Origin of the sequence: Rhodococcus sp. NPDC059179, assembly GCF_042754885.1 — a bacterium.
Classification (GTDB): domain Bacteria; phylum Actinomycetota; class Actinomycetes; order Mycobacteriales; family Mycobacteriaceae; genus Rhodococcus_G.
The window spans coordinates 106,754-132,160 of record NZ_JBHZBV010000007.1 but is presented as its reverse complement, the minus strand read 5'-3'; the positions used below and the strand labels follow the sequence as shown (position 1 = coordinate 132,160).

Genomic DNA, 25,407 nt, shown 5'->3' with positions numbered 1-25,407 from the left:
CGGTGCCCTGCCGCGTGTCCCAGGTGTGCCGGTGCCAAGTCAGCTCAGCGGTGCCCGGCATGCAGGCACTCCTCGAACATCGCCCGCACCTCGTCGACCCGCTTGTCCAGCGTCCGCAGGGTCCACTTTTCGGTCCTCACCGGCTCGAGCACGTCCACGTACACCGTCCCCGGATGTGCGACAAGGGAATTGCGCCACATCAGCTCGCCCGCGTTGTGGATGACGATCGGCACGATCGGCACCCCCGCCTGCAACGCCAGGTGGAACCCACCCTTCTTGAACCTGCCCAGGCGCGGCGTCGGGGTCCGCGTGCCCTCGGGGGCGATCGCAATCGAGATGCCCGACTTCAGCTTGTCCACCGCGGGCGCCAGCGCGGCCTTGGCCTTCTCGCTGTCCGCCCGGTCGATGTACGCGACATCCAGCAGCGCGCCGATCGGCATGAACCGCGGATCGCGCGCCGCCTCCTTCTTCGCCACCCCGGTCACGTCGCGACGGATCACGTCGCCGACGATCAGCATGTCCAGCGAGCTGGTGTGGTTGAACATGAACACCGCCGGACGATCGCTCCACGCGTTGTCCTTGCCGCTGATCTCCAGCGTGATCCCGCAGATCGACAGCGCCAGCTCCGGGCCGAAGGTGCCGACCAGGTTCGCCGCGCTCTGCCTGCTACCCAACACGAGGCCAGCCACGCCGCCGACCACGGCGGTCGTCATCAGCGCACCGACCGCGGTCGAGGTCCGCACCACCGACAGCGGATCCGCCCCGCGCTGCGGCTTGCGCAGGTTCACCACCGGCCAGCCCTGCTGCCGGGCCACCCCGGTCAGCTTGCGATCCGGATTCAGCGCGACCGGATGCCCCACCGACTCGAGCATCGGAACATCCTCGCCGCCATTGGAATACGCGAAACTCCGTTCCAAACTTGCCTTCTTCGACGTGGCGTACGCGAGCAGGGCGTCCGCCTTCGCCTGCCCCCACAGCGGCGGCGTCGCCAGCTCCCCGGTCAGCATCCCGTCCACCACCTCCGGTTCGGTGGACAGCACGTCCGCGATGTCGAGGTCAGCCGCCACCGACTGCGCCTGATACGGGGTCGCCGAGGTGGCCATCACGATCGTGTGCCCGGCGCGCCGGTGCGCGGCGAGCAGGCCGCGGACCTCCGGGTAGATCATCCCCGCGATCTCCTGCCGGAACAGCCGCTGCCCCCACTCGCGCAGCTCGTCGTCCATCCTCCCCGCCAGGGCCTCCATCGCGATCCGCATCAGCCCGCCGACATCGGCGCCGCGGAACTGGGTGTCGAACGCCGCCCCCGTGGTCCGCAGCAGCTCGGCGAGGCTGATGTCGAAGCGGCGCAGCCGATCCCGGTACACCACGCTCGCGGAATAGCCGCTGATCAGGGTGCCGTCCAGGTCGAACGCGGCGAGCGTCTGCGGACCGGGCTCGGCGGCGGCGATGGCCCGGTGCAGGTCGTCGACGTCGGTCACCGAGTCCCCTCCTCGGGGAGGGGGGCGGGCTCCTGCAGCAGGTCGAGGCGCTCCTGCGCGAGGCCGCGGATGTGCCGGACCCGGTCGACGAGCGCGCGGATCTCGTCGGCGAACTCCGATCGTCGCCGCGCCAGATCGCCGTCGCCGTCCCCGTCAGCGGGCTCGACCAGTCGCCGGTTGCGCGCCAGCTTCAGCGCCGTGGCGAACAGTTCACCCGAGATGGACTCACTGCTGGCGATCTGCTGCCGCAGCCGGCGCTGCTCCGCCAGGGCGAGACATGCCGTGGTGAAGGCCTTCTCGTCGAACTTGCCCGACACCGGGGTGTTCATCAGCTGATCGGCGACCACCTCGTAGGCCTCGAGGAACGGTTGCAGGACCCGGTGTGCGAGATAGGGCCGCACCGACCCGAGCAGATTCTCGGCGTACTCCGGATCGCTGAGGGTGTCCTCCCACCGCGGCGCGATCAGGTCGAGTTCGGTGCGCAGCTCCCGCTCGAAGGCGTCCCGGTCGCTGAAGAAGAATTCGAACTTGAGCAAATCGCGGATGCGTTTGGCCTCCGCCCAGCCGTCGGCGACCGGGTCGGTGAAGCGCTCCTCGATCGCGGCCCGCAACACCAGCTCGGCGATCGCCCGGACCACCAGGAAGTGGATGGTGTTGTTGCGATAGAACGCCGCCACCAGGTGCTGGTCCTTGCCCAGGTAGTACACCCGCTCGCCTGCCTTGTCGAAGACCTGCAGCACACCGGATTCCACATGGGTGAACAGCGCCTTCCGGATCACCTGCGGGTTCGTCAGGTCCACGTCGCCCGCCGTCGGCAGCGAGCGGTCGGTCACGTACTTCACCAGCGGGGCGAGGATGAAGCTCAGCTCGGGAACCGTCAGCGCGCGGTCCTCGATGCCGAGGAAGGCGAGCATCACCAGCGACGAGGCGGTGACCGGGGTGACCTCGTTGATCCGGTGGCACACCTCGAACGCGGTCTTCTGGATCGCCAGCCGCAGGTCCTTCTCGCCTGCGAGCGACTCGGCGAGTGAGAGCGGCCTGCCGACGGTCACGTGCGCGACGCCATGCCGCTTGCCCTGGGCGCGCACGTATCCGATCATCCAGCGCAGGCTCTCCTTCGTCTTCGGCGCGCCGTGCGCCTCGGCGGCCATCGCGCTCACCTCGTAGAGCTGGTCGTAGGTGAGCGAGACCGGCACCAGGTAGACGTCCGAGGCGCCACTGGACTGGTAGGCCTTGGTCAGATAGGTGAGCAGCCCGAAGCGCGGCGGCCGCAGCTTCCCGGTGCGGCTGCGACCGCCCTCGATGTACCACTCCAGGTTGAACCGCTTGGTGACCAGATAGCGCATGTACTCGCGCAGCGTCCACTTGTAGACCTCGTCGCCGTCGAACTTGCGGCGGATGAAGACGGTGCCGCTGCGCCTGCTGATCGGCCCGATCGGCCAGAAGCTGACGTTCAGCCCGCCCATCACGTGGTTGAGCGGCAGGTCGTTCGCGAGCAGCGCCGGACGCAGCACCAGCGGGTCCAGATATGAACGGTGGCTCGGCAGGAACACCAGCGAGTGTTCCTTGTTCAGCTCGCGCAGCTCCTCGAACCGGGTGGTGTCGACGTCGAGCCGGTAGGCGCGGGAGAAGTAGCGGCCCAGCCGGTCCCACACCGCGATCGCGCGCCTGCTCTGCGCGGCGACCATCTCGCCGAGCGCGTCCCGGACCCGCTCGTCCACCTCCGACGGCGGCACACCCAGCCGCAGGGACAGGTCGCTGATGCCCGCGTGGAAGCGGGCGGTGTCGGTCATCTCGTCGACCACGAACCGAGACACCTTGTACTGGTTGCCGAGCAGCGCCCGCTCCGCCCGTTCCAGCGCGAGGGACGCCTGCCTGCGGATGAAGTCCGGCAGCGAGCCGCCGCCGTTCTCCTCGAGCCGACGCTTGAGGTCGCTCAGCGGCGCAGGCTCGCCCTCGATCACCTGGCAGCGCGCCGGGTCGCTGCGCAGCATCCGGCGCTGTGCGCCGCGGCCGGGGTGCAGCGGATCGCGCGGGGACAGCGTCTCCCGGAGCGGGTGCCGGTGCCCGTTCGAGGGGGGCGGCAACCAGACCACCCGGACCGGGGCGAGCAGCGGATCGTCCTCGCGGCTGGAGAGCTCGGCGAGCGACTCGCTGCTGATCGGCACGGCGATTGCCGGCTGCCCGGTGTCGGTGGGGTGCTTGCCCAACCAGGACCGCAGCACGCCGTCCTCGGCGGCCGTCATGGTCTCGGTGAGGTAGACCCGAGGGCGTTGGGTGCTCGTCATCGGTGCGTCCCTTCGGTCGGGCCGGCCAGCGCGACAATCTCGTCCAGGCTTTCCTGCAGGCAGCGCATGAACAGCTTGGGGGCGGTGACAGCGGCGGTGTCGAGGTTGACGCCGATACAGCAGGTGCCGACGTGCGAGACCAGGGTGGCCATCACCGCGCAGCCGGGTGCGGGGCCGAACGGGAACATCCGCTCGATCCGGGCGCCCGCGAGATACACCGGGACCGGGACGCCCGCGACGTTGCTGGCCTGCAGGTCAAGGCCGGTGGACTGGGACAAGTACCAGTCCGCCAGCAGCCAATTCGGCAGCCGCTTGAGGACCGGCGCGGCCAGGTCGATGGCGTCGATCGCGGGTTCCTCGCGCAGCCCGAGGACGATGGCGCGCACTTTCTTGATCCGCTCGACCGGGTCCGGCTCGGCCGCCGGCCCGGCGAACCGGACGGCCGCGAACCTGTTGCCGCCCGACGCGTCCGCGGCCGCCCGCATGCTCACCGGCATGCCCATCGGGATCGCGCCGACCTGCTGCCCGTGCGCCTCGGCGTAGCGGCGGAACCCGCCGAGCAGCGCCGCGACGTAGGCGTCGTTGAGCGACCCGTGCGCCGCGCGGGCGGCGGCCTTGAGCTCGGGCAGGCCGACCTCCAGCACGCCGAACCAGCGCCCGAGCCCGCGGCCGCGCAGCAGCGGCGACCCCGTCGCCGAGGGCGGGGTGACGATCCGACGCAGCGAGTTGGCGTACCCCAGCGCGTCGCCCACGGTGCCGATCGGGTCGGTCACGGTGGCCAGCGCGGCCCTGGCCGCGCCGCCGATCAGCCCGGCGATCCGGCCGGGGGACTTGCGCACCTCCGACAGCATGTCCTGGCTCAGCGCCTCGAAGTTGGACAGGTGCTCGGGCGGCGCGGGCAGCCGGTCCGGCTTGTTCGGGCTTGGCGCGGACCGGCGGCTGTGCAGCAGCGTCATCATCCGGATGCCGCCCATGCCGTCGGTGAGGCTGTGGTGCGTCTTGACGACGTACACCGCGCGGCCGTCGTCGAGGCCCTCGATGAGCATCGCCACCCACGGCGGCCGGGCCTTGTCGAACGGCTCGGTGCCCATGTGCCTGCAGATCCGCAGGGCGTGGTCGAAGTCGGCGGGCTCGGGCAGCCGCATCCGCCGCAGGTGGTAGCCGAGGTCGAACTCGGGGTCCACCGACCACACCGGGTTGCCGAGGCCGAACGCCGGCTCCACCGCCCGCATCCGGATCCGGGGCACGATATGCGAGGCCCACTCGTGCGCCCGGACCAGACGGTCCCAGTCCGGCGGGCCATCGAGGACATCGACCGCGACGATCGGCGTGCGCAGCCGCGGCTGGGCCTCCTCCATCCGCCACATTCCGGTCTCGAGGTCGGACATCGTCCGGTCCCAGCCGTCCGCGACGGCGGAGAGGTCGACGTCGACCGCGCTCGGTGGTATCTGCGGAACGCCGTCGGTCATGCCCGCACTCCCTCGGTTGTCCATCCACCCGCGGTCGTCGATCCCAGGCGCGGAGCCAGCGGAGCGCCCATGAATCAGCGCGGAGCCAGCGGAGCGCCCGTGGATCAGCGCGGAGCCAGCGGAGCGCCCACACGTCAGTGTGGACCCGTCGGGTGGGGCACGCACCCGGTTTCAGGTGCGTAGGCGCGCGGGGAGGTGGTGAGGATCACCCGAGGTCGCGCTGCCCCGGGTCGCCGGGTGACGGAGGATGGCGGCGATTGCCGTACCTGGCGCACGGTCGATCGCGGGCTAATTCCTGCGTCGCGCCGCGTGGAGCATTCCGGGTAAACCGCACCAAAAATGTTTGCAATGCGAATCAAATTTCCATTTGACCTGGTGATACGGGGTCGGATCCCTATCTCGTCGACCTGAGGGAACCCGATGGTCGCCGCAGTTGGTCAGTCGTTCATTCGTTACGCCGCACAGCGACGCACAGATCGCCTAACCTGCACAAGTTGTTGCACTATTGAGGGGTCGAATCTTTGTCATCGGAACGGGGACCCGTCGGGGGTCACGGTGCTAATGGCTCCACCGAGGAGCGCGCATCCTCCATGGGTGAGCTGTTTCCTCTTTCGGCAGCCCAGCGCGGTATCTGGTTTGCTCAGCATCTGCTCGGGGATGTCCCGATCGCGATTGCTCAGTACGTCGAGATCGTCGGCGATCTCGACATCGAGGCGCTCGCCGATGCAGGCGCGACGGCTGCCCGCGAAATGGGCACCGGCATGCTTCGGATCACCGAGGTGGACGCCGAGCCGTTCCAGCAGATCGACCATTCCCTGCGGGACCGGATGTCCCATTTCGACTTCCGCGGCGACGAGGATCCGCACGCCGCGGCACAGGCCTGGATGCGCGCTGAGTACAGCACGCCGATGGACCTGCTCTCGGACCGACTGATCGAATCGGTGACCCTTCGCGTCGGCGACGACCGCTACTACTGGTACTCCCGCATCCACCACATCGCGCTCGACGGCTTCGGCGCGATGACGTTCATGAACCGCACGGCCGAGCGGTACACCGCGGCCGTCGAGGGGCGCGAGCCCGCCGCGCTCAAGGCCAGCGCGCTCCCCGACATCAGCGCGGAGGAGGCGACCTACCGCGGGTCCAATCGGTTCGAGAAGGACCGCGACCACTGGGCGGAGCGGGCGCGCGACCTGCCGCCCGCGATCAGCCTGTCCGGACGCACCGGTCCGGTCGGCGCGTCGTCGTTGGTGGTCAGTGGTCCGTTGCCTGCCACGGCGGAGGCCGCCGTGGCGCGCGTCGCGGACCGGTTGCCCGGCGCCTCGCTGGCGACGGTCGCCGTCGCCGCCGTCGCGGCCTACCTGTCGCGGCTCACCGGCGAGGACGACATCGCGCTGAGCCTGCCGGTGTCCGCCCGCACCACCGCCAAGCTCCGCCGCTCCGGCGGCATGGTGTCCAACGTCGTGCCGCTGCGCCTGGCCGTCGCCGACGACACCACCCCCGCCGATCTGATCGGTGCGGTCGCGCTCGAGCTGACCGGCGCGCTGCGGCATCAGCGCTACCGGCACGAGGACATCCGGCGCGACGCCGGATCGGGCGGGGCCCGACGCGGCTTCTTCGGTCCCGCGATCAACATCATGATGTTCCACAGCGAGATCCGGCTCGGCGAGCTGGTCGGCCGTCTCAACGTGCTCACCACCGGGCCGGTCGAGGACATCTCCGTCAACATCTACCCGAGTGTCGCTGGCAGCCGCGCGCACATCGACTTCGAGGCCAACCCCAACCTGTACTCGGCTGCGGAACTGCGCGGGCACCACGCGCGATTCCTCGAATTCTTCGCCGCCTTCGCCGAATCCGAGCCCGACGCCACCGTCACCGCCCTCGAGGTGCTGCACCCCGACGAGTACGCCGACCTGGTGCCCTTCCGCGGCCCGGCGGCGCTGCCCGCCCGCACGCTGCCGGACCTGCTCACCGCGGGCGTCGCCGCCAACCCGGACGGCGTGGCGATCTGGACGTCGGAGACCGAGGTCAGCTACCGCGAACTCGACGCCAAGTCGAACCAGCTCGCCCGGCTGCTGATCGACGCGGGCGCCGGACCCGAGACCTTTGTCGCGCTGGCGTTCTCGCGATCCGCCGACGCGCTGGTCGCGTGCTGGGCGGTCGCCAAAACCGGGGCCGCGTTCGTCCCAATCGATCCGAAGCTGCCCGCCGACCGGATCAGGCACATGCTCGACGATTCGGGCGTGCTGCTCGGGCTCACCGGCGCGGACCAGGTCTCGCTGCTGCCCGACTTCGTCGACTGGATCGTCCTCGACGACACCGCCGTCCGGCGCCGATGCGAGTCACGTTCGGCGGCACGAATTTCCGACGCCGACCGGGTGGCGCCCCTCGCGGTCGGCAACACGGCCTACATGATCTACACCTCCGGCTCCACCGGCGTGCCGAAGGGCGTGCTGGTCACCCATTCGGCGCTCGTCGACTTCGACGCCGCCTCCCGCGACGAGCTGCGGATCTCCGCCGCCTCGCGGGTGCTGCGGTTCTCCTCCGCCAGCTTCGACGCCTCCATCTTCGAGATGATCCAGGCGTTCAGCGCCGGGGCGACGATGGTCGTGGCCCCGGAGCAGATGTTCGGCGGCGACGAGCTGGCCGACCTGCTGCGGGAGCAGCGGGTCACCCACATCCTGTCGGCGCCGACCCTGCTCGGCACCGTCGACCCGCGTGGCCTCGAACACCTCGAGGCGGTGGTGGTCGGCGGCGACGTCTGCACCCCCGACCTGGTCGCGCGCTTCTCGGACGTCTGCCGATTCACCAACAGCTACGGACCGACGGAAACCACGATCGTCATCACGGTCGGGGATCCGCTGGACGGCAGTGCGCCGATCACCATCGGCCGCCCGATCCAGGGCGCCGAGGCGATGGTCCTGGACCGCAAGCTGCGGCCGGTGCCGGTCGGCGTCGTGGGTGAGCTGTATCTGGCGGGCGCCGGGCTGGCCCGCGGCTACCACCGCCGCCCGGAGCTGACCGCGGACCGCTTCGTGGCCAACCCGTTCGGTGCCCCCGGCTCCCGGATGTACCGCAGCGGTGACGAGGTCCGCTGGACCGACGACCACCAGCTCGACTTCGTCGGCCGGTCCGACTTCCAGGTCAAGATCCGCGGGTTCCGGATCGAACTCGGCGAGATCGACGCGGCCCTGCTCGGGCCGGGTGGCATCGACTTCGCGGTCACCATCGCGTACGAGACCGCCAGCGGCAGTACCGCATTGGTGTCGTATGTCCTGCCCGCGGCCGGCGTCGAGCTCGATCCGGCCGCCGTCACCGCGCGCCTGGCGGAGTTCCTGCCCGCGCACATGGTGCCGGCAGCGGTGATGACGCTCGATCGGGTGCCGCTCACCTCGGCGGGCAAGCTCGACCGCCGGGCGCTGCCGGAACCGGTCTTCGGTTCGCGCGATCAGCAGTACCGGGCCCCGAGCACCGAGGCGGAACGGCTCATCGCGGGCGTCGTCGAGGAGGCGCTCGGTCTGGACCGGCTGAGCGTGGACGAGTCGGTGTTCGCGGTCGGCGCGGACAGCATCATCGCGATGCAGATCGTCGCCCGCACCCGCGCGCTGGGGCTGAGCTTCACCGCGCGAGAGGTGTTCGAGCGCAAGACGGTTGCCGAGATCGCGAAGATCGCGGTGCCGGTGACGGCTGCGCCCGTGGCGGCGCTCACCGAGCTCGAGGGCGGGGGAGTCGGTGCCGTCGCGCTGACCCCGATCGTGGCGTCGATCCTGGGCCGCGGCGACTTCGACGCCTTCTACCAGTCCGTCCTGCTGACCCTGCCCGAGGAGGTCGACGGCGATCGGCTCGGGCGGGCGCTGCAGGCGGTCCTCGACCGGCACGACGCGTTGCGCTCACGGTTGCAGCGCGCCGCCGACGGCGAATGGGTCTTCGAGATCGGTGCGCCCGGAACGGTTGGCGCCGACGCGCTGATCACCCGGGTCCCGGCCGCGACCGCGCCGGGCAGCCCGGAGTTCGACGCGCTTGTTCTCGCCGAATGTTCGGCCGCCGCAGGTCGTTTGGATCCCGCCGCCGGGATCATGGCGCAGCTCGTGTGGCTGGACCCGCAGGAGTCTGCGGGCCGGCTGCTCGTGGTGATCCACCACCTCGCGGTCGACGGGGTGTCCTGGCGGATCCTGCTGCCCGACCTCGCAACCGCCGCGGCCCAGCTCGGTGCGGGCATGGAACCGGAGCTGGCGCCGGTGGCCACCTCACTGCGCCGCTGGGCGCAAGGCGTGCTGGACTCGGCTCGCGACGGCGATCACGCCGCGGAGCTGCCGCGCTGGCGCGAGATCCTCGACGGGCCGGACCCGATGCTCGGCCGCCGCGCGCTGGACCCGGCCAGGGACACCGTCGCGGACGCCGAGCGGGTGCACGTCGAGCTTGCCGCCGCGACAACGCAGAGCCTGCTCACCACGCTGCCCGGTGCGTTCGGCTGCGGCGTCAACGACGGGCTGCTGTCCGCGCTGGCCGTCGCGCTGGCGGCGTGGCGCCGCGACCGCGGGATCGTCGAGCCGTCGGTGCTGCTGACCCTCGAGGGTCACGGCCGCGAGGAGGAGGCCGTCGCCGGCGCCGACCTGTCCCGCACGGTCGGCTGGTTCACCAGCGCCTTCCCGGTGCGCCTCCAGGTGCCGACCGCGGACCTGCACGACGTGCTGGCCGGCGGACCCGCCGCGGGCACCGTGATCAAGGCGGTCAAGGAGCAACTGCTCGACGTGCCCTCGCGCGGCATCGGTTTCGGTGTGCTGCGCCACCTCGACGCGGAGGCGGGCGCGGAACTGGCGACGCTGCCCGAGCCGCAGATCAGCTTCAACTACCTCGGCAGGCTCGGCACCGGGCACCTGGGCGAGGCGCTGCGGCACCTCGGCTTCACCCCCGACCCGGCCGCCCCGGACCTGAACGCGGGCAGCGGACTCGCGATGACCGCGGCCGTCGCCGTGGACATCAACGCGATGGTCGTGGACGGCGCCGACGGCCCGATCCTGCAGGCGTCGTTCGCATTCCAGCCGGGCCTGCTGACCGCCGAGGAGGTCGGCGCGTTCGCGGGGCTGTGGCGCCGCGCGCTCGAGGGCCTGGCCGCGCACGCCGAGCGGCCCGACGCGGGCGGACTGACCCCGTCGGACCTGCTGCTGGTGACCGTCAGCCAGCACGAGATCGACCGCTGGCACCACCGGTACCCCTCGCTGACCGACGTGTGGTCGCTGTCCCCGCTGCAGTCCGGCCTGCTGTTCCACGCCACCCTGGCCGCGGACACGATCGACGTCTACACCGCACAGCTCGTGATGGACCTGGCAGGCACCGTCGACCCGGCCCGCCTCCGCGGCGCCGCGAACGCGCTGGTGGCCCACCACCCGAACCTGCGCACCGCCTTCGTCTACGACGACAACGGAATTGCCGCCCAGCTGGTGCTCGACCAGGTCGAGGTGCCGTTCCGTGAGGTCGACCTCGTCGGGCTCGCCGAGGACGCCCGCGAGGCCGAACTCCGGCGCCTGCTCGACGAGGAGCGGGTCGCCCGGTTCGCGATGGATCGGCCGCCGCTGCTGCGGATGCTGCTGATCCGCACCGCCGCCGACTGCTGCGTACTCGCACTGACCAACCACCACATCATCCTCGACGGCTGGTCGATGCCGCTGCTGGTGCGCGAGCTGCTGGTCCGGTACGCCGCGGGCGGCGCCGACATCGGGTTGCCCACCTCGGGCGGAGCCTCGGGCCATGTCGACGCCCGCCGCTACCGGGACTACCTGGAGTGGCGCACGCACTGGGACGCCGACGAGTCGGCGCGCGCCTGGGCGGGCGCCCTCGACGGGGTCACCGAGCCGACGCTGATCGCCTCCGCGCAGGCACCGGCGACCGGCCTGGATCTGCCCGGCGAGGTGGACGTCGAGCTGCCCGCGGACCTGGTCGACGCGCTCGGCGAACTGGCCCGAGGCCACGGCGTCACGTTGAACACCGTCATCCAGACCGCGTGGGGACTGCTGTTGTCCCGCTTGCTCTCCCGCGACGACGTCCTGTTCGGCGCGACGGTGTCCGGCAGGCCCGCGCAGCTGCCGGGCGTCGAGGAGATCCTCGGCCTGTTCATCAACACCGTCCCGGTGCGCGTCCGGGTGGATCCGCACACCTCCGTCGCGGAGCTGCTGCGCCTGGTCCAGGACGAGCAGACCGCCCTGCTCGAGCACCACCAGCTGGGGCTCGCCGACATCCAGGCCAAGACCGGCCTCGGTCTGCTGTTCGACACCCTGACCGTCTTCGAGTCCTACCCCGTGGACCGGGCCGGATTCGACGAACACACCGACATCGCGGGCATGCGCGTCACCGGGCTCACCGGTCGCGACGCGACGCACTACCCGCTGACGTTGATGTCGATCCTCGACCCGCACCTGCACCTGCACCTGCGGTACCGCACCGACCTGTTCACCCTCGCGGCGGCCACCACCCTCGCGGACCGGCTGGCGCTGGTTCTCCGTGCGATCGCCGAGAACCCGGAGATCACCGCGGCGGGCGTGGAGGTGCTGGGCCGCACCGAACGTGAACTCGTGCTGCGGAGCTGGAACGACACCGACCACGACGTCGCACCCGCCACCCTGGTGGACCTGTTCGACGCGCAGGTGGCTCGCACCCCCGACGCGAACGCCGTCGTGTCCGGGACCGACGCGCTGTCCTACGCGGAGTTCGACGCCAGGGCAAACCGGTTGGCGCGGTACCTGATCGCGGCCGGAGTGGGACCGGAGTCCCTGGTCGGGATCGCCATGCGCCGCTCGACGGAGATGGTGATCGCGATGTACGCGGTGCTCAAGGCAGGCGGCGCCTACGTGCCGATCGACCCGGAGCAGCCGGACGAGCGGATCGAGTACGTCGCGGGGCTGGCCGCGCCGGTGCTGGTGCTGAGCACCGTGGCGGACCGCGAGTCGATGCCCGCGTCGGTCGCGACCGTCGCGGTGGAGGACCTCGACCTTGCGGACCTGTCCGCGTCCGCGGTGCGCGGCGCCGACCTGGTGTCGCCGCTGCGGCCCGACAACACCGCCTACGTGATCTTCACGTCCGGATCGACCGGCAGGCCCAAGGGGGTCGCGGTTCCGCATCGGGGGATCGTCAACCGGCTGCAGTGGATGCAGGACAGCTACCCGCTCGGCGGCGACGACGTGGTGCTGCTGAAGACCCCCGCGACCTTCGACGTCTCGGTGTGGGAACTGTTCTGGCCGTTGCAGACCGGGGCCCGGATGGTGATCGCGGAGCCGGACGGTCACCGCGACCCCGTCTATCTCGAGACGGCCATCCGCGAGTTCGGCGTCACCACCATGCATTTCGTGCCGTCGATGCTCGAGGTGTTCCTGATGGGCGCCGACATCGCGCGGTGCGGCACGCTGCGCCGGATCTTCACCAGCGGTGAGGCGCTCGCGCCGGGCACCGTGGCGGCGCTGCACGGCAGCACCGACGCCGAGCTGCACAACCTGTACGGGCCCACCGAGGCGTCCGTCGACGTCACCTACCACCGCACGGTGGCGGGCGAGACGGTCGTGCCGATCGGTGCGCCGGTGTGGAACACCCAGACCTACGTGCTCGACGCCGGGCTGCGGCCCGCGCCGGTCGGTGTCGCGGGAGAGCTCTATCTCGCGGGCGTCCAGCTGGCCCGCGGATACGTCGCGCGCCCCGACCTGACCGCCGACCGGTTCGTGGCGAACCCGTTCGGCGACACCGGCTCCCGGATGTACCGGACCGGCGACCTGGTGCGCTGGGCCGAGACCGGCGAGCTGGAGTACATCGGCCGCACCGACTTCCAGGTCAAGCTGCGCGGCCAGCGCATCGAACTCGGCGAGATCGAGGCGGCCCTGCTGCGCGACGAGCGCGTCGCGCAGGCCGTCGTGGTGGTCCGCGGCGACGGGCCCGCGGGGGACTACCTCGCCGCATACGTGGTGCCCGCCGCCGGTTCACTCCTGGACGTGACCGCAGTGCTGGAGGCGGTCGCGCAGGCGTTGCCGCGGTACATGGTGCCGTCGGTGCTGGTGGTCCTCGACGCGCTGCCGCTGAACCCGAGCGGCAAGCTGGACCGCAAGGCGCTGCCAGCCCCCGAGTTCGCCGCCGCCGAGTTCGTGGCCGCGAGCACCCCAACCGAGCTGGCCGTGGCCGAGATCTACGCCGGCGTCCTCGAATCCGACCACCCCGTCGGTGCGGCGGACAGCTTCTTCGACCTCGGCGGCAACTCGCTGGTCGCGACCCGGCTGCTGGCTCGGGTCAACGCGGAGTTCGGCACCCGGGTGAGCGTGCGCGAGCTGTTCGAGGCGCCGACGGTCGCCGGGCTGGCCGCCGTCGTCGACGACGTGCTCACCGGGCACGTGCAACGACCGGAGCTGGTGGCCGGGCCGCGTCCGGACCCGATCCCGTTGTCCCCGGCGCAGTCCCGGATGTGGTTCCTCAACCGGTTCGATCCCGCGTCCGGCGCGTACAACGTCGCGGCCGCGCTGCGGATGACCGGCGCGTTGGAGGTGTCCGCGCTGGCGGAGGCCGTGGGGGACATCCTCGAGCGGCACGAGTCGCTGCGGACGGTGTACCCGGACTCGCCGTCCGGTCCCTACCAGCAGATCCTGCCGACCTCCGAGGCGCTCGACGAGCTCGCCCTCGACACGCTTGGCGGCGACGAGCCGCTCGGCGCGGACGAGCTGGCCGAGCGGGTCCGGGCCGCGGTGGCGTCCGGGTTCGACGTCACCGCCGAGATCCCGCTCGAGATCACCCTGCTCGCGGCAGGCCCCGACGACCACGTGCTGGTGGTCGTGGTGCACCACATCAGCATCGACGGCTGGTCGATCCAGGCGCTTGCCCGGGACCTGGTGCAGGCCTACTCCGCACGCACCCTCGGGCAGGCGCCGTCATGGGAGCCGCTGCCGGTGCAGTACGCGGACTATGCGCTGTGGAAGCGAGCGGTGCTCGGCTCGGAGGACGACCCGGACTCCGCGGCCGCCCGCCAGATCGACTACTGGACCGCGGCCCTGACCGGGGTGCCGGAGGTGCTTGCCCTGCCCGCCGACCGCAGGCGCCCCGCGGTGCCGTCCTACCGCGGCGGCACCGTCGAGTGCGAGCTCGATGCCACCGCCTACGGCGCGGTGAGGGCCCTTGCCCGGTCCACGAATTCGACGCCGTTCATGGTGCTGCACGCCGCCCTCGCGGTGCTGCTCGCGCGGATGAGCGGCACCGGCGACATCGCCGTCGGCACGCCGGTGGCTGGCCGCGGCGAGCAGGCCCTCGACGATGTCGTCGGCATGTTCGTCAACACCCTGGTGCTGCGCACCGAGGTGGACCCGGCGCGCTCGTTCGCCGCACTGCTGGAGAAGGTCCGGGCCACCGACCTGGCCGCGTACGGCAACGCCGACGTGCCCTTCGAGCGTCTCGTCGAGGTGATCAGCCCGACCCGCTCGACCGCGCACCATCCGCTGTTCCAGGTGGTGCTCGCGCTAGAGGACGCCCGCGAACACGCCATCGCCCTGCCCGGACTGCAGATCGCCGCGGAGCCGATCGATTTCGGGATCGTCAAGTTCGACCTGCAGCTCACCGTGACCGAGCACTTCGACGGCAGCGGCGACCCGGCCGGTGCGGTCGCCGCCTTCACCTACGCGCGGGACCTGTTCGACCGCGCCACCGCCCTGGGCTTCGCGTCGCGGTTCCTCGCCATCCTGCGCGACGGCACGGCCGATCCGTCCCGGCCGGTCGGCGACGTCGACCTGCTGGGCGCCGCCGAGCGCGCGGCGCTGGTCCCGGTCACCGGTCCGGTGCCAGCCCCGACCCGCACCCTGCCCGAACTGCTGCTCGAGTCGGTCCGCGACCCGCGCGACACCGCGCTGGTCCACGGCGATGCCGAGCTCACCTACGGGGAGCTGGACGAGCGCTCGAACCGACTGGCTCGGCTGCTGATCTCGCGTGGCGTCGGCCCGGAATCGTATGTCGCGCTGTCCGTCCCGCGCTCCATCGAGTCGGTGCTGGCGCTGTGGGCGGTCGCCAAGACCGGCGCCGCCTTCCTGCCGATCGACCCCACCTACCCGGCCGAGCGGATCGCGCACATGGTCGCCGATTCCGCGGTGGCCATCGGCATCACCCTGTCCGCGCACCGGGAAGAGCTGCCGGACACGGTGATCTGGCTGTCGCTCGACGACGAGGACACCGCGGCCGAGATGGTGGGCGCGCCCGCCGGGCCCGTCACCGACGCTGACCGTCTCAGGCCGCTGCGGCCCGGGCACCCGGCGTACATGATCTACACGTCCGGCTCGACGGGCACGCCCAAGGGCGTGGTGGTCACGCACCTCGGCCTGGCCTCCTTCGTGGCCGATCAGCGGGCGGCGTACGCCGTCGGACCGGATTCGCGCACCCTGCATTTCGCGTCGCCGAGCTTCGACGCGTCGATCCTCGAACTGATGATGGCGGTCGGCGGCGGCGCGGCGATGGTCGTGGTGCCGGTGGGCGTCTACGGCGGCGCCGAGCTGACCGAGGTGCTCCTGGCCGGCGGCGTCACGCACGCCTTCATCACCCCGGGTGCGCTCGCCACCCTCGACCCGGACGGGCTGGAGACGATCGGCGTCGTGGTCGTCGGCGGCGACGCCTGCGAGCAGGCGCTGGTGCGGCGGTGGGCGCCCGGTCGCCGGATGTTCAACGCCTACGGCCCGACCGAGTCGACCGTCGTGGCCACCCAGCAGGGCCCGCTGGAGCCAGGCCAGCCGGTGCTGATCGGTGCGCCCGTGGTGGGCACGGATGCCGTCGTGCTCGACGCGCGGCTGCAGCCGGTGCCAGCCGGGGTCGCGGGCGAGCTGTACGTCGCGGGCGTCGGACTGGCGCGCGGCTACCACGGCCGGGCCGGGCTGACCGCAGAGCGGTTCGTCGCGAACCCGTTCGGCGAGCCGGGCTCACGGCTCTACCGCACCGGCGACCTGGTCCGCGCCACCGCAGCGGGCGAGATGGAGTACCTGGGCCGCACCGACTTCCAGGTGAAGGTCCGCGGACATCGGGTCGAGCTCGGCGAGATCGACGCGGTGCTGGCCGCGCATGCGAGCGTGCAGACGGCGATCACCGTCGGCCACACCGGCGCGGACGGCGTGGTGTCCGTGGTGTCCTACGTGCTGCCCACGACGGGGCGGACCGCCGACCCGGACACCCTGACCGCGCACGCGCGGGAGCTGCTGCCTGTCTACATGGTGCCGTCGGCGATCACGGTGCTCGGCGAGCTGCCGCTGACACCGGCGGGCAAGGTCGACACCCGCGCGCTGCCCGCGCCGGTGTTCACGGTCCGCGAGTTCGTCGCGCCCCGAACCCGCACCGAGACGTCGGTCGCCGACGTGTTCGCCGAGGTGCTCGGTCTCGAACGGGTCGGCGCGGAGGACGACTTCTTCGCCATCGGCGGCAACTCGCTCAGCGCGACCAGGGCGATGGCCCGGATCAACGCGATCGCGGGTACCGGGCTGGGTGTGCGTGAGCTGTTCGAGGCCACCACCGTCGCGGCGCTGGCCGCCGCGCTCGACGGCGCGCAGCGCGAGATCGTCCGCCCGGAGCTGGTCGCGCAGGCGCGCCCCGCGTGGGTGCCGCTGTCCGCCGCGCAGCAGCGGATGTGGTTCCTCAACCAGTTCGACCCGCAGTCCCCGGCCTACAACATCCCGCTGGCCGTCCGGCTGACCGGCGCCCTGGACGCGGCGGCGCTGGCTGCCGCGGTGCGCGACGTGATCGAGCGGCACGAGTCGCTGCGCACGGTGTTCCCGGCCGCCGACGCGGGCCCGCACCAGGTGATCGTGCCCGCCGCACAGGTCGACCTCGACCTGACCCCCGTCCCGGTGGACGGGGAGGACGAGCTGCGCACCGCCATGGTGACGCTGCTGTCGCGGGGCTTCGACGTCACCGCCGCGGTTCCCGTGCGCGGCGGCCTGTTCCGGCTCGACGACCGGGAACATGTGCTCGTACTGGTGGTGCACCACATCAGCGGCGACGGGGCGTCGACGGTGCCGCTGGCCCGCGACCTGATGCTCGCGTACTCCGCGCGGACCCTCGGCGAGGAGCCGTCCTGGCGACCACTGGCCGTGCAGTACGCCGACTTCGCGCTCTGGCAGCGGCGGGTGCTCGGCGACGAGACAGACCCGCTGTCCGTGGCCGCCCGCCAGCTCGCCTACTGGCGCGGTCAGCTCGCGGGCACACCCGGCGTGCTCGAGCTGCCGACCGATCGGCCCAGGCCGGTGATCGCGTCGTTCCGCGGCGCCCGCGCCGACCTCGAGATCGGCGCGGAGCTGACCTCGGCACTGAACGCGCTTGCGCGAGAGCACAATGCCACCCTGTTCATGGTGCTCCACGCGGCGCTGTCGGTGCTGCTGGCCCGGCTCAGCGGGACCTCCGACATCTCGGTGGGCACCCCGATCGCGGGCCGCGGCGAGCAGGCGCTCGACGACGTGGTCGGCATGTTCGTCAACACCCTGGTGTTGCGCACCCAGGTCGAGCCGGGTACCGGCTTCGCGGACCTGCTGGCGTCCACCAGGAGCACGGACCTGGCCGCGTACGGTCACGCCGACGTGCCGTTCGAGCAGGTCGTGGACGCGGCGAATCCGCCGCGCTCGCAGGCGCACTCGCCGCTGTTCCAGGTGGGGCTGTCGCTGCAGAACCAGGGCGTCGCCTCGCTGGAGCTGCCGGGCCTGCAGGTGGCGGCGCTCGACCCGGGCGTCGACGTCGCGAAGTTCGACCTGGAGCTCACCTTCCGCGAGCTCGGGTCCGGCGACGGCATGGCCGCCTCGGTGACCTACGCCGCGGACCTGTTCGACCGGGACACCGTGGACGCGTTCGCCCGTCGGCTGCTGCGCGTGCTCGAGGCCGTGGCGGCGGACCCCTCGGCCGTGGTCGGCGACATCGAGGTGCTCGACGAGGCCGAGCGGCTCGCCGCGCAGGCCGGGCCGGCGCTGCCCGCGCCGCGGGTGCGGACGCTGCCGCAGATCCTCGCGGCGGGCGCGGCCGTCGATCCCGACGGCGTGGCGCTGCGCTGCGCCGGGATCGAGATGTCGTACGCGGACCTGGACGCCGAATCCAACCGCCTGGCGCGGGTGCTGCTCGGCCGGGGCATCGGCCCGGAGTCGTTCGTGGCCACCTCCTTCGCGCGGTCCATCGAATCCGTGCTCGCCCTGTGGGCGGTCGCGAAGGCCGGGGCGGCCTTCGTCCCGATCGACCCGGCGCTGCCCGCGGAGCGGGTCCGGCACATGCTCACCGACTCGGGCGCCGTCCTCGGCCTGACCGTCGCGGGCGAGCGCGATCGACTGCCCGGTACCGTCGAATGGCTGGCGCTCGACGACGACGAACTCACTCGCGAGCGGGCCGCGCTGCCCGCGGGGCCGGTGACGGTCGCCGAGCTGGCCGCGCCGATCGACCCGAGCGGCGCCGCGTACATGATCTACACGTCCGGATCCACCGGCGTCCCGAAGGGCGTCGTGGTCACCCACACCGGCCTGGCCGCCTTCTGCGCGGACGTGCGCACCGAGCTGGCCGTGACGAGTTCGTCTCGGGTGCTGCGGTTCTCGTCGTCGAGCTTCGACGCGTCGGTGTTCGAGATGCTGGTCGGCTTCAGCGCGGGCGCGACCATGGTCATCGCGGCGCCCGGGGTCATCGGTGGCGGCGAGCTGGCGGCACTGCTGCGCTCCGAGCGGGTCAGCCACATCCTGACCGCGCCCGCCGCGCTCGGCACCGTCGACGCGGACGGTCTCGAGGACCTGCGCTCGGTGATGGTCGGCGGCGACGTCTGCCCACCCGAGCTGGTGGCCCGGTTCGCGCCCGGCCGCAGCTTCTTCAACAGCTACGGCCCCACCGAGAGCACCATCGTCATCACCGTGACGGAACCGCTGCGCGAGGGCAACCGGATCACCATCGGCACGCCGCTCGAGGGTGCAGGCGCCGTCGTGCTCGACCGGCGACTGCGTCCCGTCCCGGCGGGCGTCGTCGGCGAGCTGTACCTGTCCGGGCCGGGCCTCGCCCGCGGCTACCACCGTCGCGGCGCGCTGACGGCGTCGAGTTTCGTCGCGAACCCGTACGGCGACGGCGAGCGGATGTACCGCACCGGCGACCTGGTCCGCCGGACCCGCGACGGGGCACTGGATTTCGTCGGCCGCGGCGACACCCAGGTCCAGCTGCGCGGCCTGCGCATCGAGCTCGGCGAGATCGAGGCGGCGCTGGTCGGCCGCGACGGCGTCGCGCAATCGGTTGTCGCGCTGCACCGCGACCCGCACACCGGGGAGAACCTGGTCGGGTATGTGGTGGCCGAGGCGGGCGCCGCGCTGGACCCGCAGGAGCTGCGCGCCGCGGTGGGCGAGGCACTGCCCGCCTACATGGTGCCGTCGGCGGTCATGGTGCTGGACGCGCTGCCGATCAATGCGACCGGCAAGCTGGACCGGCGCGCGCTGCCGGTGCCGGAGTTCGTGACCGACAGGGAGTTCCGAGGCCCCACCAACCCGATCGAGGCGGCCATCGCCGACGTCTACGCCGACCTGCTCGGCGCCGAGCGGGTGTCGGTGGACGACAGCTTCTTCGAGCTCGGTGGCAACTCGCTGCTGGCCACCCGGCTGGTGGCCCGGGTGAACTCCGCGCTGGGCACCTCGCTCGCGATCCGCGCGGTGTTCGAGCACCCGACGGTGGCGGAACTGGCCGTGCGCGCCGAGTCCGCGACCCGCGAGACCGGCCGCATCGCGCTGGCGAAGATGGACCGGCCGCAGCGGATTCCGCTGTCGCTTGCGCAGCAGCGGATGTGGTTCCTCAACCGCTTCGACACCGCCTCCGCGGTGAACAACATCCCGCTCGCGCTGCGGCTGTCCGGCCGTCTCGACGCGGCGGCGCTGCGCGCCGCGGTGGCCGACGCGATCGAGCGGCACGAGTCGCTGCGCACCGTGTACCCGGACGGCGATTCCGGTCCGTGCCAGGTGATCCTGCCCGTCGAACAGGCGGTCCCCGAGCTGGCGCCGATCCCGGTCGGCGAGGACGAGGTGCTGGCACGGGTGATCGAGCTCGCCTCCACCGGTTTCGATGTCACCACCCAGATTCCGCTGCACGTGCGGCTGTTCCGGGTGAGCGACACCGAGCACGTGCTCGCGCTGGTGGTGCACCACATCTCGGCGGACGGCTTCTCGATGGGTCCGCTGGCGCGGGACGTGATGGTCGCCTACTCGGCGCACCTGCATGGGGCGCAGCCGTCGTGGTCGCCGCTCGAGGTGCAGTACGCCGACTACAGCCTCTGGCAGCGGGCGGCGCTCGGCGACGAGCAGGACCCGGATTCGGTGGCGGCGCGTCAGGTGGCCTACTGGACCGCCGAGCTGGCTGGCCTGCCCGAGCAGCTCGACCTGCCCGCCGACCGGCCCCGGCCTGCCGAGCAGTCCTACCGCGGCGACACCTACGCCTTCACCCTGGACGCCCGGATGCACCGGGCGCTACTGGATCTCGCCCGCGGGCAGGACTCCACCCTGTTCATGGTCATGCACGCCGCCCTCGCGGTGCTGCTGAGCAGACTGACGGGCGAGTCGGACATCGCGATCGGCTCGCCGATCGCCGGCCGCGGCGAGGAGGCGCTCGACGACCTGGTCGGCATGTTCGTCAACACCCTCGTGCTGCGCACCCGGGTCAGCCCGGAGCAGCGGTTCGCCGAGGTGCTCGACCTGGTGCGCGCGAACGACCTGGCCGCGTTCGGCCACGCGGACGTGCCGTTCGAGCGGCTCGTCGAGGTGCTCAACCCCACCCGGTCGACCGCCAGGCACCCGCTGTTCCAGGTGGCGCTGTCCTTCCACAACCTCGAGCGCAACCGGTTCGCCCTGCCGGACCTCGAGATCGGGGTGCTGGACGCCGGATTCGAGCCCGCGAAGTTCGACCTGCACCTGACGCTCGTGGATCGGCACGACGAGACCGGGGACCCGGCCGAGATCGCCGCGTCCTTCACCTACGCCACCGACCTGTTCGACCGGGACACCGTGGCGCAGTTCGCGGCCCGATTCGAGCGGATCCTGCGGACGGTGGTGGCCGACGGGGCCGCCGTCGTCGGCGACATCCCGATCCTCGACGACAGCCGCCGCGGGGAGCTGGTGTCGGCGTGGAACGAGACCGCCCACCCGGTGCCCGAGACCACCCTCGCCGAGTTGTTCGACGCGCAGGTGCGCCGGACACCGGACGCGATCGCGACGGTGTTCGAGGGTGCGGAGCAGACCTACGCGCAGTTCGACGCGCGCGCCAACCGGCTGGCCCGGGAGCTCATCGCCCGCGGCGTCGGGCCGGAAACGCGCGTGGCACTGGCGATCAGGCGGTCGGTGGAGCTGCTGGTCGCGATGTACGCGGTGACCAAGGCGGGCGGCGTCTACGTGCCGATCGACCCGGACCACCCGGCCGACCGCACCGCCTACGTGCTCGACTCGGCGCAGCCGGTGGTGCTGCTGTCCACGACCGGGGTCGCCGTCACACCGCCCGCGGGCGCGGAGCTGTTGCTCGTCGACACGCTCGGCGGTGACCTCGGCGACCACAGCGACCTCGATGAAAGCGCAGCGCCGATCACGGACGCGGACCGGATCGCCCCGCTGCGGCCGGAGAACACCGCGTACGTGATCTACACGTCCGGATCGACCGGTCGTCCCAAGGGCGTCGCGGTGCCGCACCGGGCGATCGCGCACCAGTTGCTGTGGAAGCAGTCCGAGTACCGGCTCGACGGCGGCGACGCGGTGATGCTGAAGACCGCTGCCACCTTCGACCTGTCGGTGTGGGAGTTCTGGTGGGCGCTCACCGCCGGTGCCCGGCTGGTGATCGCGAAGCCCGGCGGCGAGCAGGACCCCGAGTACCTCGCCCGGCTCATGCGCGAGAACCGCGTCACCACCATGCATTTCGTGCCGTCGCTGCTGACCGCGTTCCTGGCGTCGGCGGGCTCGGAGCCGATCGCGTCGCTGCGTCAGGTGATCTGCATCGGAGAGGCGCTGCCCGCCGAGACGGTGCGCCGGTTCGCCGAGTTCAGCGACGCGCCGGTGTTCAACCTCTACGGACCCACCGAGGCCGCGGTGAGCGTGACGCACCACCGCTGCGGGCCCGAGGACGAGCGCACCGTGCCGATCGGCGTGCCCGAGTGGAACACCCAGGTGTACGTGCTCGACACGCGGCTGCACCCGGTGCCGGTCGGGGTGCCCGGCGAGCTGTACATCGCGGGCGCACAGCTCGCACTTGGGTACGCCGGCCGCGCGGACCTGACCGCGGACCGTTTCGTGGCGAACCCGTTCGGCCCGGACGGTTCCCGGATGTACCGCACCGGCGACGTGGTGCGCTGGCTCGGCCGCGAGAACGGCGTGCTCGACTACGTCGGCCGCAGCGACTTCCAGGTGAAGCTGCGCGGGTTCCGGATCGAGCTCGGCGAGATCGAGTCGGCGCTGACCGCCCATCCGGCGGTCGACGCCTCCGTGGTCCTGGTGCACCGCGGCCCGCACGGTGCCGAGAACCTGGTGGCGTACGCGGTGCCTGCCGAGGGCGCGGCGCCGACCGCGGAATCCCTGCTGGCCTTCGCGGGCGAGCGGGTGCCCAGCTACATGGTGCCGTCGGTGGTCGTGTTCCTGGGCGAGCTGCCGCTCAATGTGAACGGCAAGCTCGATCGGAAGGCGCTGCCCGAGCCGGAGTTCCTCAGCTCCAGCGTCTTCCGCGCGCCGTCGACGCCCACCGAGCAGATCGTTGCGGGCATCTTCGCGGACCTGCTGGACCGACCGCGGATCGGCGCCGAGGACAACTTCTTCGACGTCGGGGGCAACTCGCTGCTCGCCACGAGGGTGACCGCGCGGATGGGCGAGGTCTTCGACACCACGGTCAGCGTCCGCGAGTTCTTCGAGGATCCGACGGTGGCGGCGCTGGCCCGCCGGGTGGACGCGCACGACCCGAACCGGCCCCGGCTCGGCGCCCGGCAGCGGCCCGCGCCGATCCCGCTCGCACCCGCGCAGGAACGGATCTGGGTCGCGAACCACGAAACCCGCAACGGGGACTGGAACATCCCGGTCGCGCTGCGGATTCGCGGACCGCTCGACGTCGCGATCCTGCGCGCCGCCGCGGCCGACGTGGTGACCAGGCACGAGGCGCTACGCACCGTGTACCCGGACTCCCCGACGGGACCGGTGCAGGTGCTGGTGCCCGCGGAGGACGCCGTCCCGCAGCTGAGTCGGGTCGAGGTGTCGGCGGCCGGGCTCGACGAGCAGGTGCAGCGCTACCTGTGGGCCGACTACGACGTCACCCGCGAATTGCCGCTGCGGATGCGGCTGTTCGCGCTCGGCGAGGACGACCACGTGCTCGCGATCGTCGTGCACCACATCGCCGCCGACGGCGCCAGCATGGGCGTGCTGACCCGCGACGTGATGATCGCCTACGCCGCGCGCGTGACGGGCGTCGAACCCCAGTGGACGCCGCTGGAGGTTCAGTACGGCGACTACACGATGTGGAAGCACGAGGTGCTGGGCGACTTCGAGGACCCCGGCAGCGAGGCGCACCGCCAGCTGCAGTACTGGCTCCGCGCGCTGGAGGGCCGGACCGGGCGCCTCGAGCTCGCGGGAGCCGGGCGGGCGAAGCGGACGAGCGCGGGCGCCACCGAGCCCGTGGCGATCGACGCGGCCACCCACGCGGCGTTGCTCGCGCTCGCGCACGAGTGCCGGGCCTCCCTGTTCATGGTGATGCAGGCCGCGTTCGCGGTGCTGGTCAGCGACCTCGCGTCGGTCCCGGACATCACGCTGGCCACCTCGATCGCGGGCCGCGACGAGGCCGCGCTGGCCGAGGTCGTCGGAAACTTCTCCGACGACGTGCTGATGCCGGTGACCGCTCTGGAGGGCGAGCCGTTCGCCGATGTGGTGGCTCGGGTGCGGGACATCGCGCTGGGCGCCTTCGCGCACCCGGACGTCTCGAACACCCGACTGCAGGCGGCGCTCGGGACGCGGGAGCGACTGTTCAAGGTGCAGCTGATCCTGCAGCCCGGCGGCGGCGGCATCGACGTGGACCTGGGCGGGCTGCGGATCGAGGGGCACCCGTTCGTCACCGAGGTGGCCAAGCACGACATCGAGTTCAGCCTCAACGATCACTACGATGACGACGGCTCGCCCGCGGGCATCACCGGTGGGGCGCTGTATTCGACCGATCTGTTCGACACAGCGGCGGGGGAGCTGATCGTGAAGGAATACACGGAGATTCTGCGGACCGTGAGCGAGGGTACGAGGGGGACTACATGAGACGATCAAGGCAGCGGGGCGCCGCGGCGGAACCGGTGACCAGGGACTTCGGCCGACCGTCGAGCATCTCCGTGGTGATCGCCGCGTATAAGGCGTTGCCGGAGATCGACACCCAACTCGAGGCGCTCGCCGCGCAGGACTTCGACGGCGAGTTCGAGGTGATCATCAGCGACAACTTCGGCGAGGCAGGCCTGCGCGAACACATCGAGACGCACCCGCTCCGAGACCGGCTGCGACTGCGATGCGTGGACTCCTCGGAGCTCGCGGGGACCTCACACGCGCGCAACGTCGGATCGCGGGCGTCGACGATGGAGTTCATCGCCTACTGCGACCAGGACGACGCGGTGTACCCCAGCTGGCTGTCGGCGATGGCCGACACCGCCGCGAATCACGGCATGGTCGGGGGACTGCTCGAGCGGGACACGCTCAACGCTCCCGACGTCGCGCAGTGGCGGGCGCTGCCCCCGGCGGACAAGCTGCCGGTGCTCGCGCACTTCCTGCCCATCACGTTCGGCGCGAACATGGGCATCTGGCGTTCGGTGTTCGACGAGATCGGCGGCTGGGACGACACGTACCCCACCGCGGGCAGCGACGTCGACATCTGTTGGCGGGCCCAGCTCGCCGGACACACCCTCGGCTACAACCAGAAGGCGCTCGTCGCGTACCGCTACCGGACGACAATGGGCGAGATGTTCGACCAGGCCGTGAGCTACAACGTGGCCGAGGCGCGGCTGTCGAAGCAGTACGCCGCGCACGGCGCGCGGGGGAGTAACCCGTTGATCCTGATCGGCTATGCCGGCTGGCTGCTGCTCTGGCTGCCGGTGCTGCCGTGGAACTGGTCGAGCGCGCGGCGCGGGCAGTTCATGTGGGTGGCGGGCGCGGTGACCGGGCGGCTGCGGGGCAGCCGACAGTACCGGCACCTCTACCTGTGAGC

General features: G+C 71.7%; 5 protein-coding genes. 2 read left to right on the top strand and 3 right to left on the bottom strand.

Going from position 1 to position 25,407, the window contains the following annotated elements; all coding sequences use genetic code 11:
* Positions 1-44: 44 nt before the first annotated feature.
* From ACFXMV_RS15740 to ACFXMV_RS15730, 3 genes are read right to left on the bottom strand one after another with little or no spacing between them, the layout of a single operon-like run.
* A complete protein-coding gene (locus ACFXMV_RS15740) occupies positions 45-1,478 on the bottom strand; it encodes an HAD-IB family hydrolase (protein WP_378498226.1) in 1,434 nt (477 codons plus the stop codon).
* Positions 1,475-3,766, bottom strand: a complete 2,292-nt coding sequence (locus ACFXMV_RS15735) for a glycerol-3-phosphate 1-O-acyltransferase (protein ID WP_378498227.1) — start codon at positions 3,764-3,766, stop codon at positions 1,475-1,477. Before ACFXMV_RS15735 ends, ACFXMV_RS15740 begins: the two co-directional genes overlap by 4 nt.
* Positions 3,763-5,235 (bottom strand): wax ester/triacylglycerol synthase domain-containing protein, encoded by a 1,473-nt coding sequence (locus ACFXMV_RS15730; RefSeq protein ID WP_378498228.1) that lies wholly within the window; start codon positions 5,233-5,235, stop codon positions 3,763-3,765. Before ACFXMV_RS15730 ends, ACFXMV_RS15735 begins: the two co-directional genes overlap by 4 nt.
* A gap of 590 nt (positions 5,236-5,825) precedes the next feature.
* Between ACFXMV_RS15730 and ACFXMV_RS15725 the strand changes: the two genes are divergently transcribed.
* Together ACFXMV_RS15725 and ACFXMV_RS15720 are read left to right on the top strand one after the other, a co-directional pair.
* On the top strand, positions 5,826-24,473 hold the full coding sequence (locus ACFXMV_RS15725) for a non-ribosomal peptide synthase/polyketide synthase (protein WP_378503060.1): 18,648 nt from the start codon (positions 5,826-5,828) through the stop codon (positions 24,471-24,473).
* Entirely contained in the window at positions 24,470-25,405 is a 936-nt protein-coding gene (locus tag ACFXMV_RS15720) for a glycosyltransferase family 2 protein (protein WP_378498230.1), read from the top strand. The genes ACFXMV_RS15725 and ACFXMV_RS15720 overlap by 4 nt, the downstream gene beginning before the upstream one ends.
* The last annotated feature ends 2 nt before the right edge of the window (positions 25,406-25,407 follow it).

Bases quoted from the DNA above. Each gene is read 5' to 3' on its own strand.
- ACFXMV_RS15735 (WP_378498227.1), bottom strand. From the start codon at position 3,766: ATGACGAGCACCCAACGCCCTCGGGTCTACCTCACCGAGACCATGACG.
- ACFXMV_RS15730 (WP_378498228.1), bottom strand. From the start codon at position 5,235: ATGACCGACGGCGTTCCGCAGATACCACCGAGCGCGGTCGACGTCGAC.
- ACFXMV_RS15725 (WP_378503060.1), top strand. From the start codon at position 5,826: ATGGGTGAGCTGTTTCCTCTTTCGGCAGCCCAGCGCGGTATCTGGTTT.
- ACFXMV_RS15720 (WP_378498230.1), top strand. From the start codon at position 24,470: ATGAGACGATCAAGGCAGCGGGGCGCCGCGGCGGAACCGGTGACCAGG.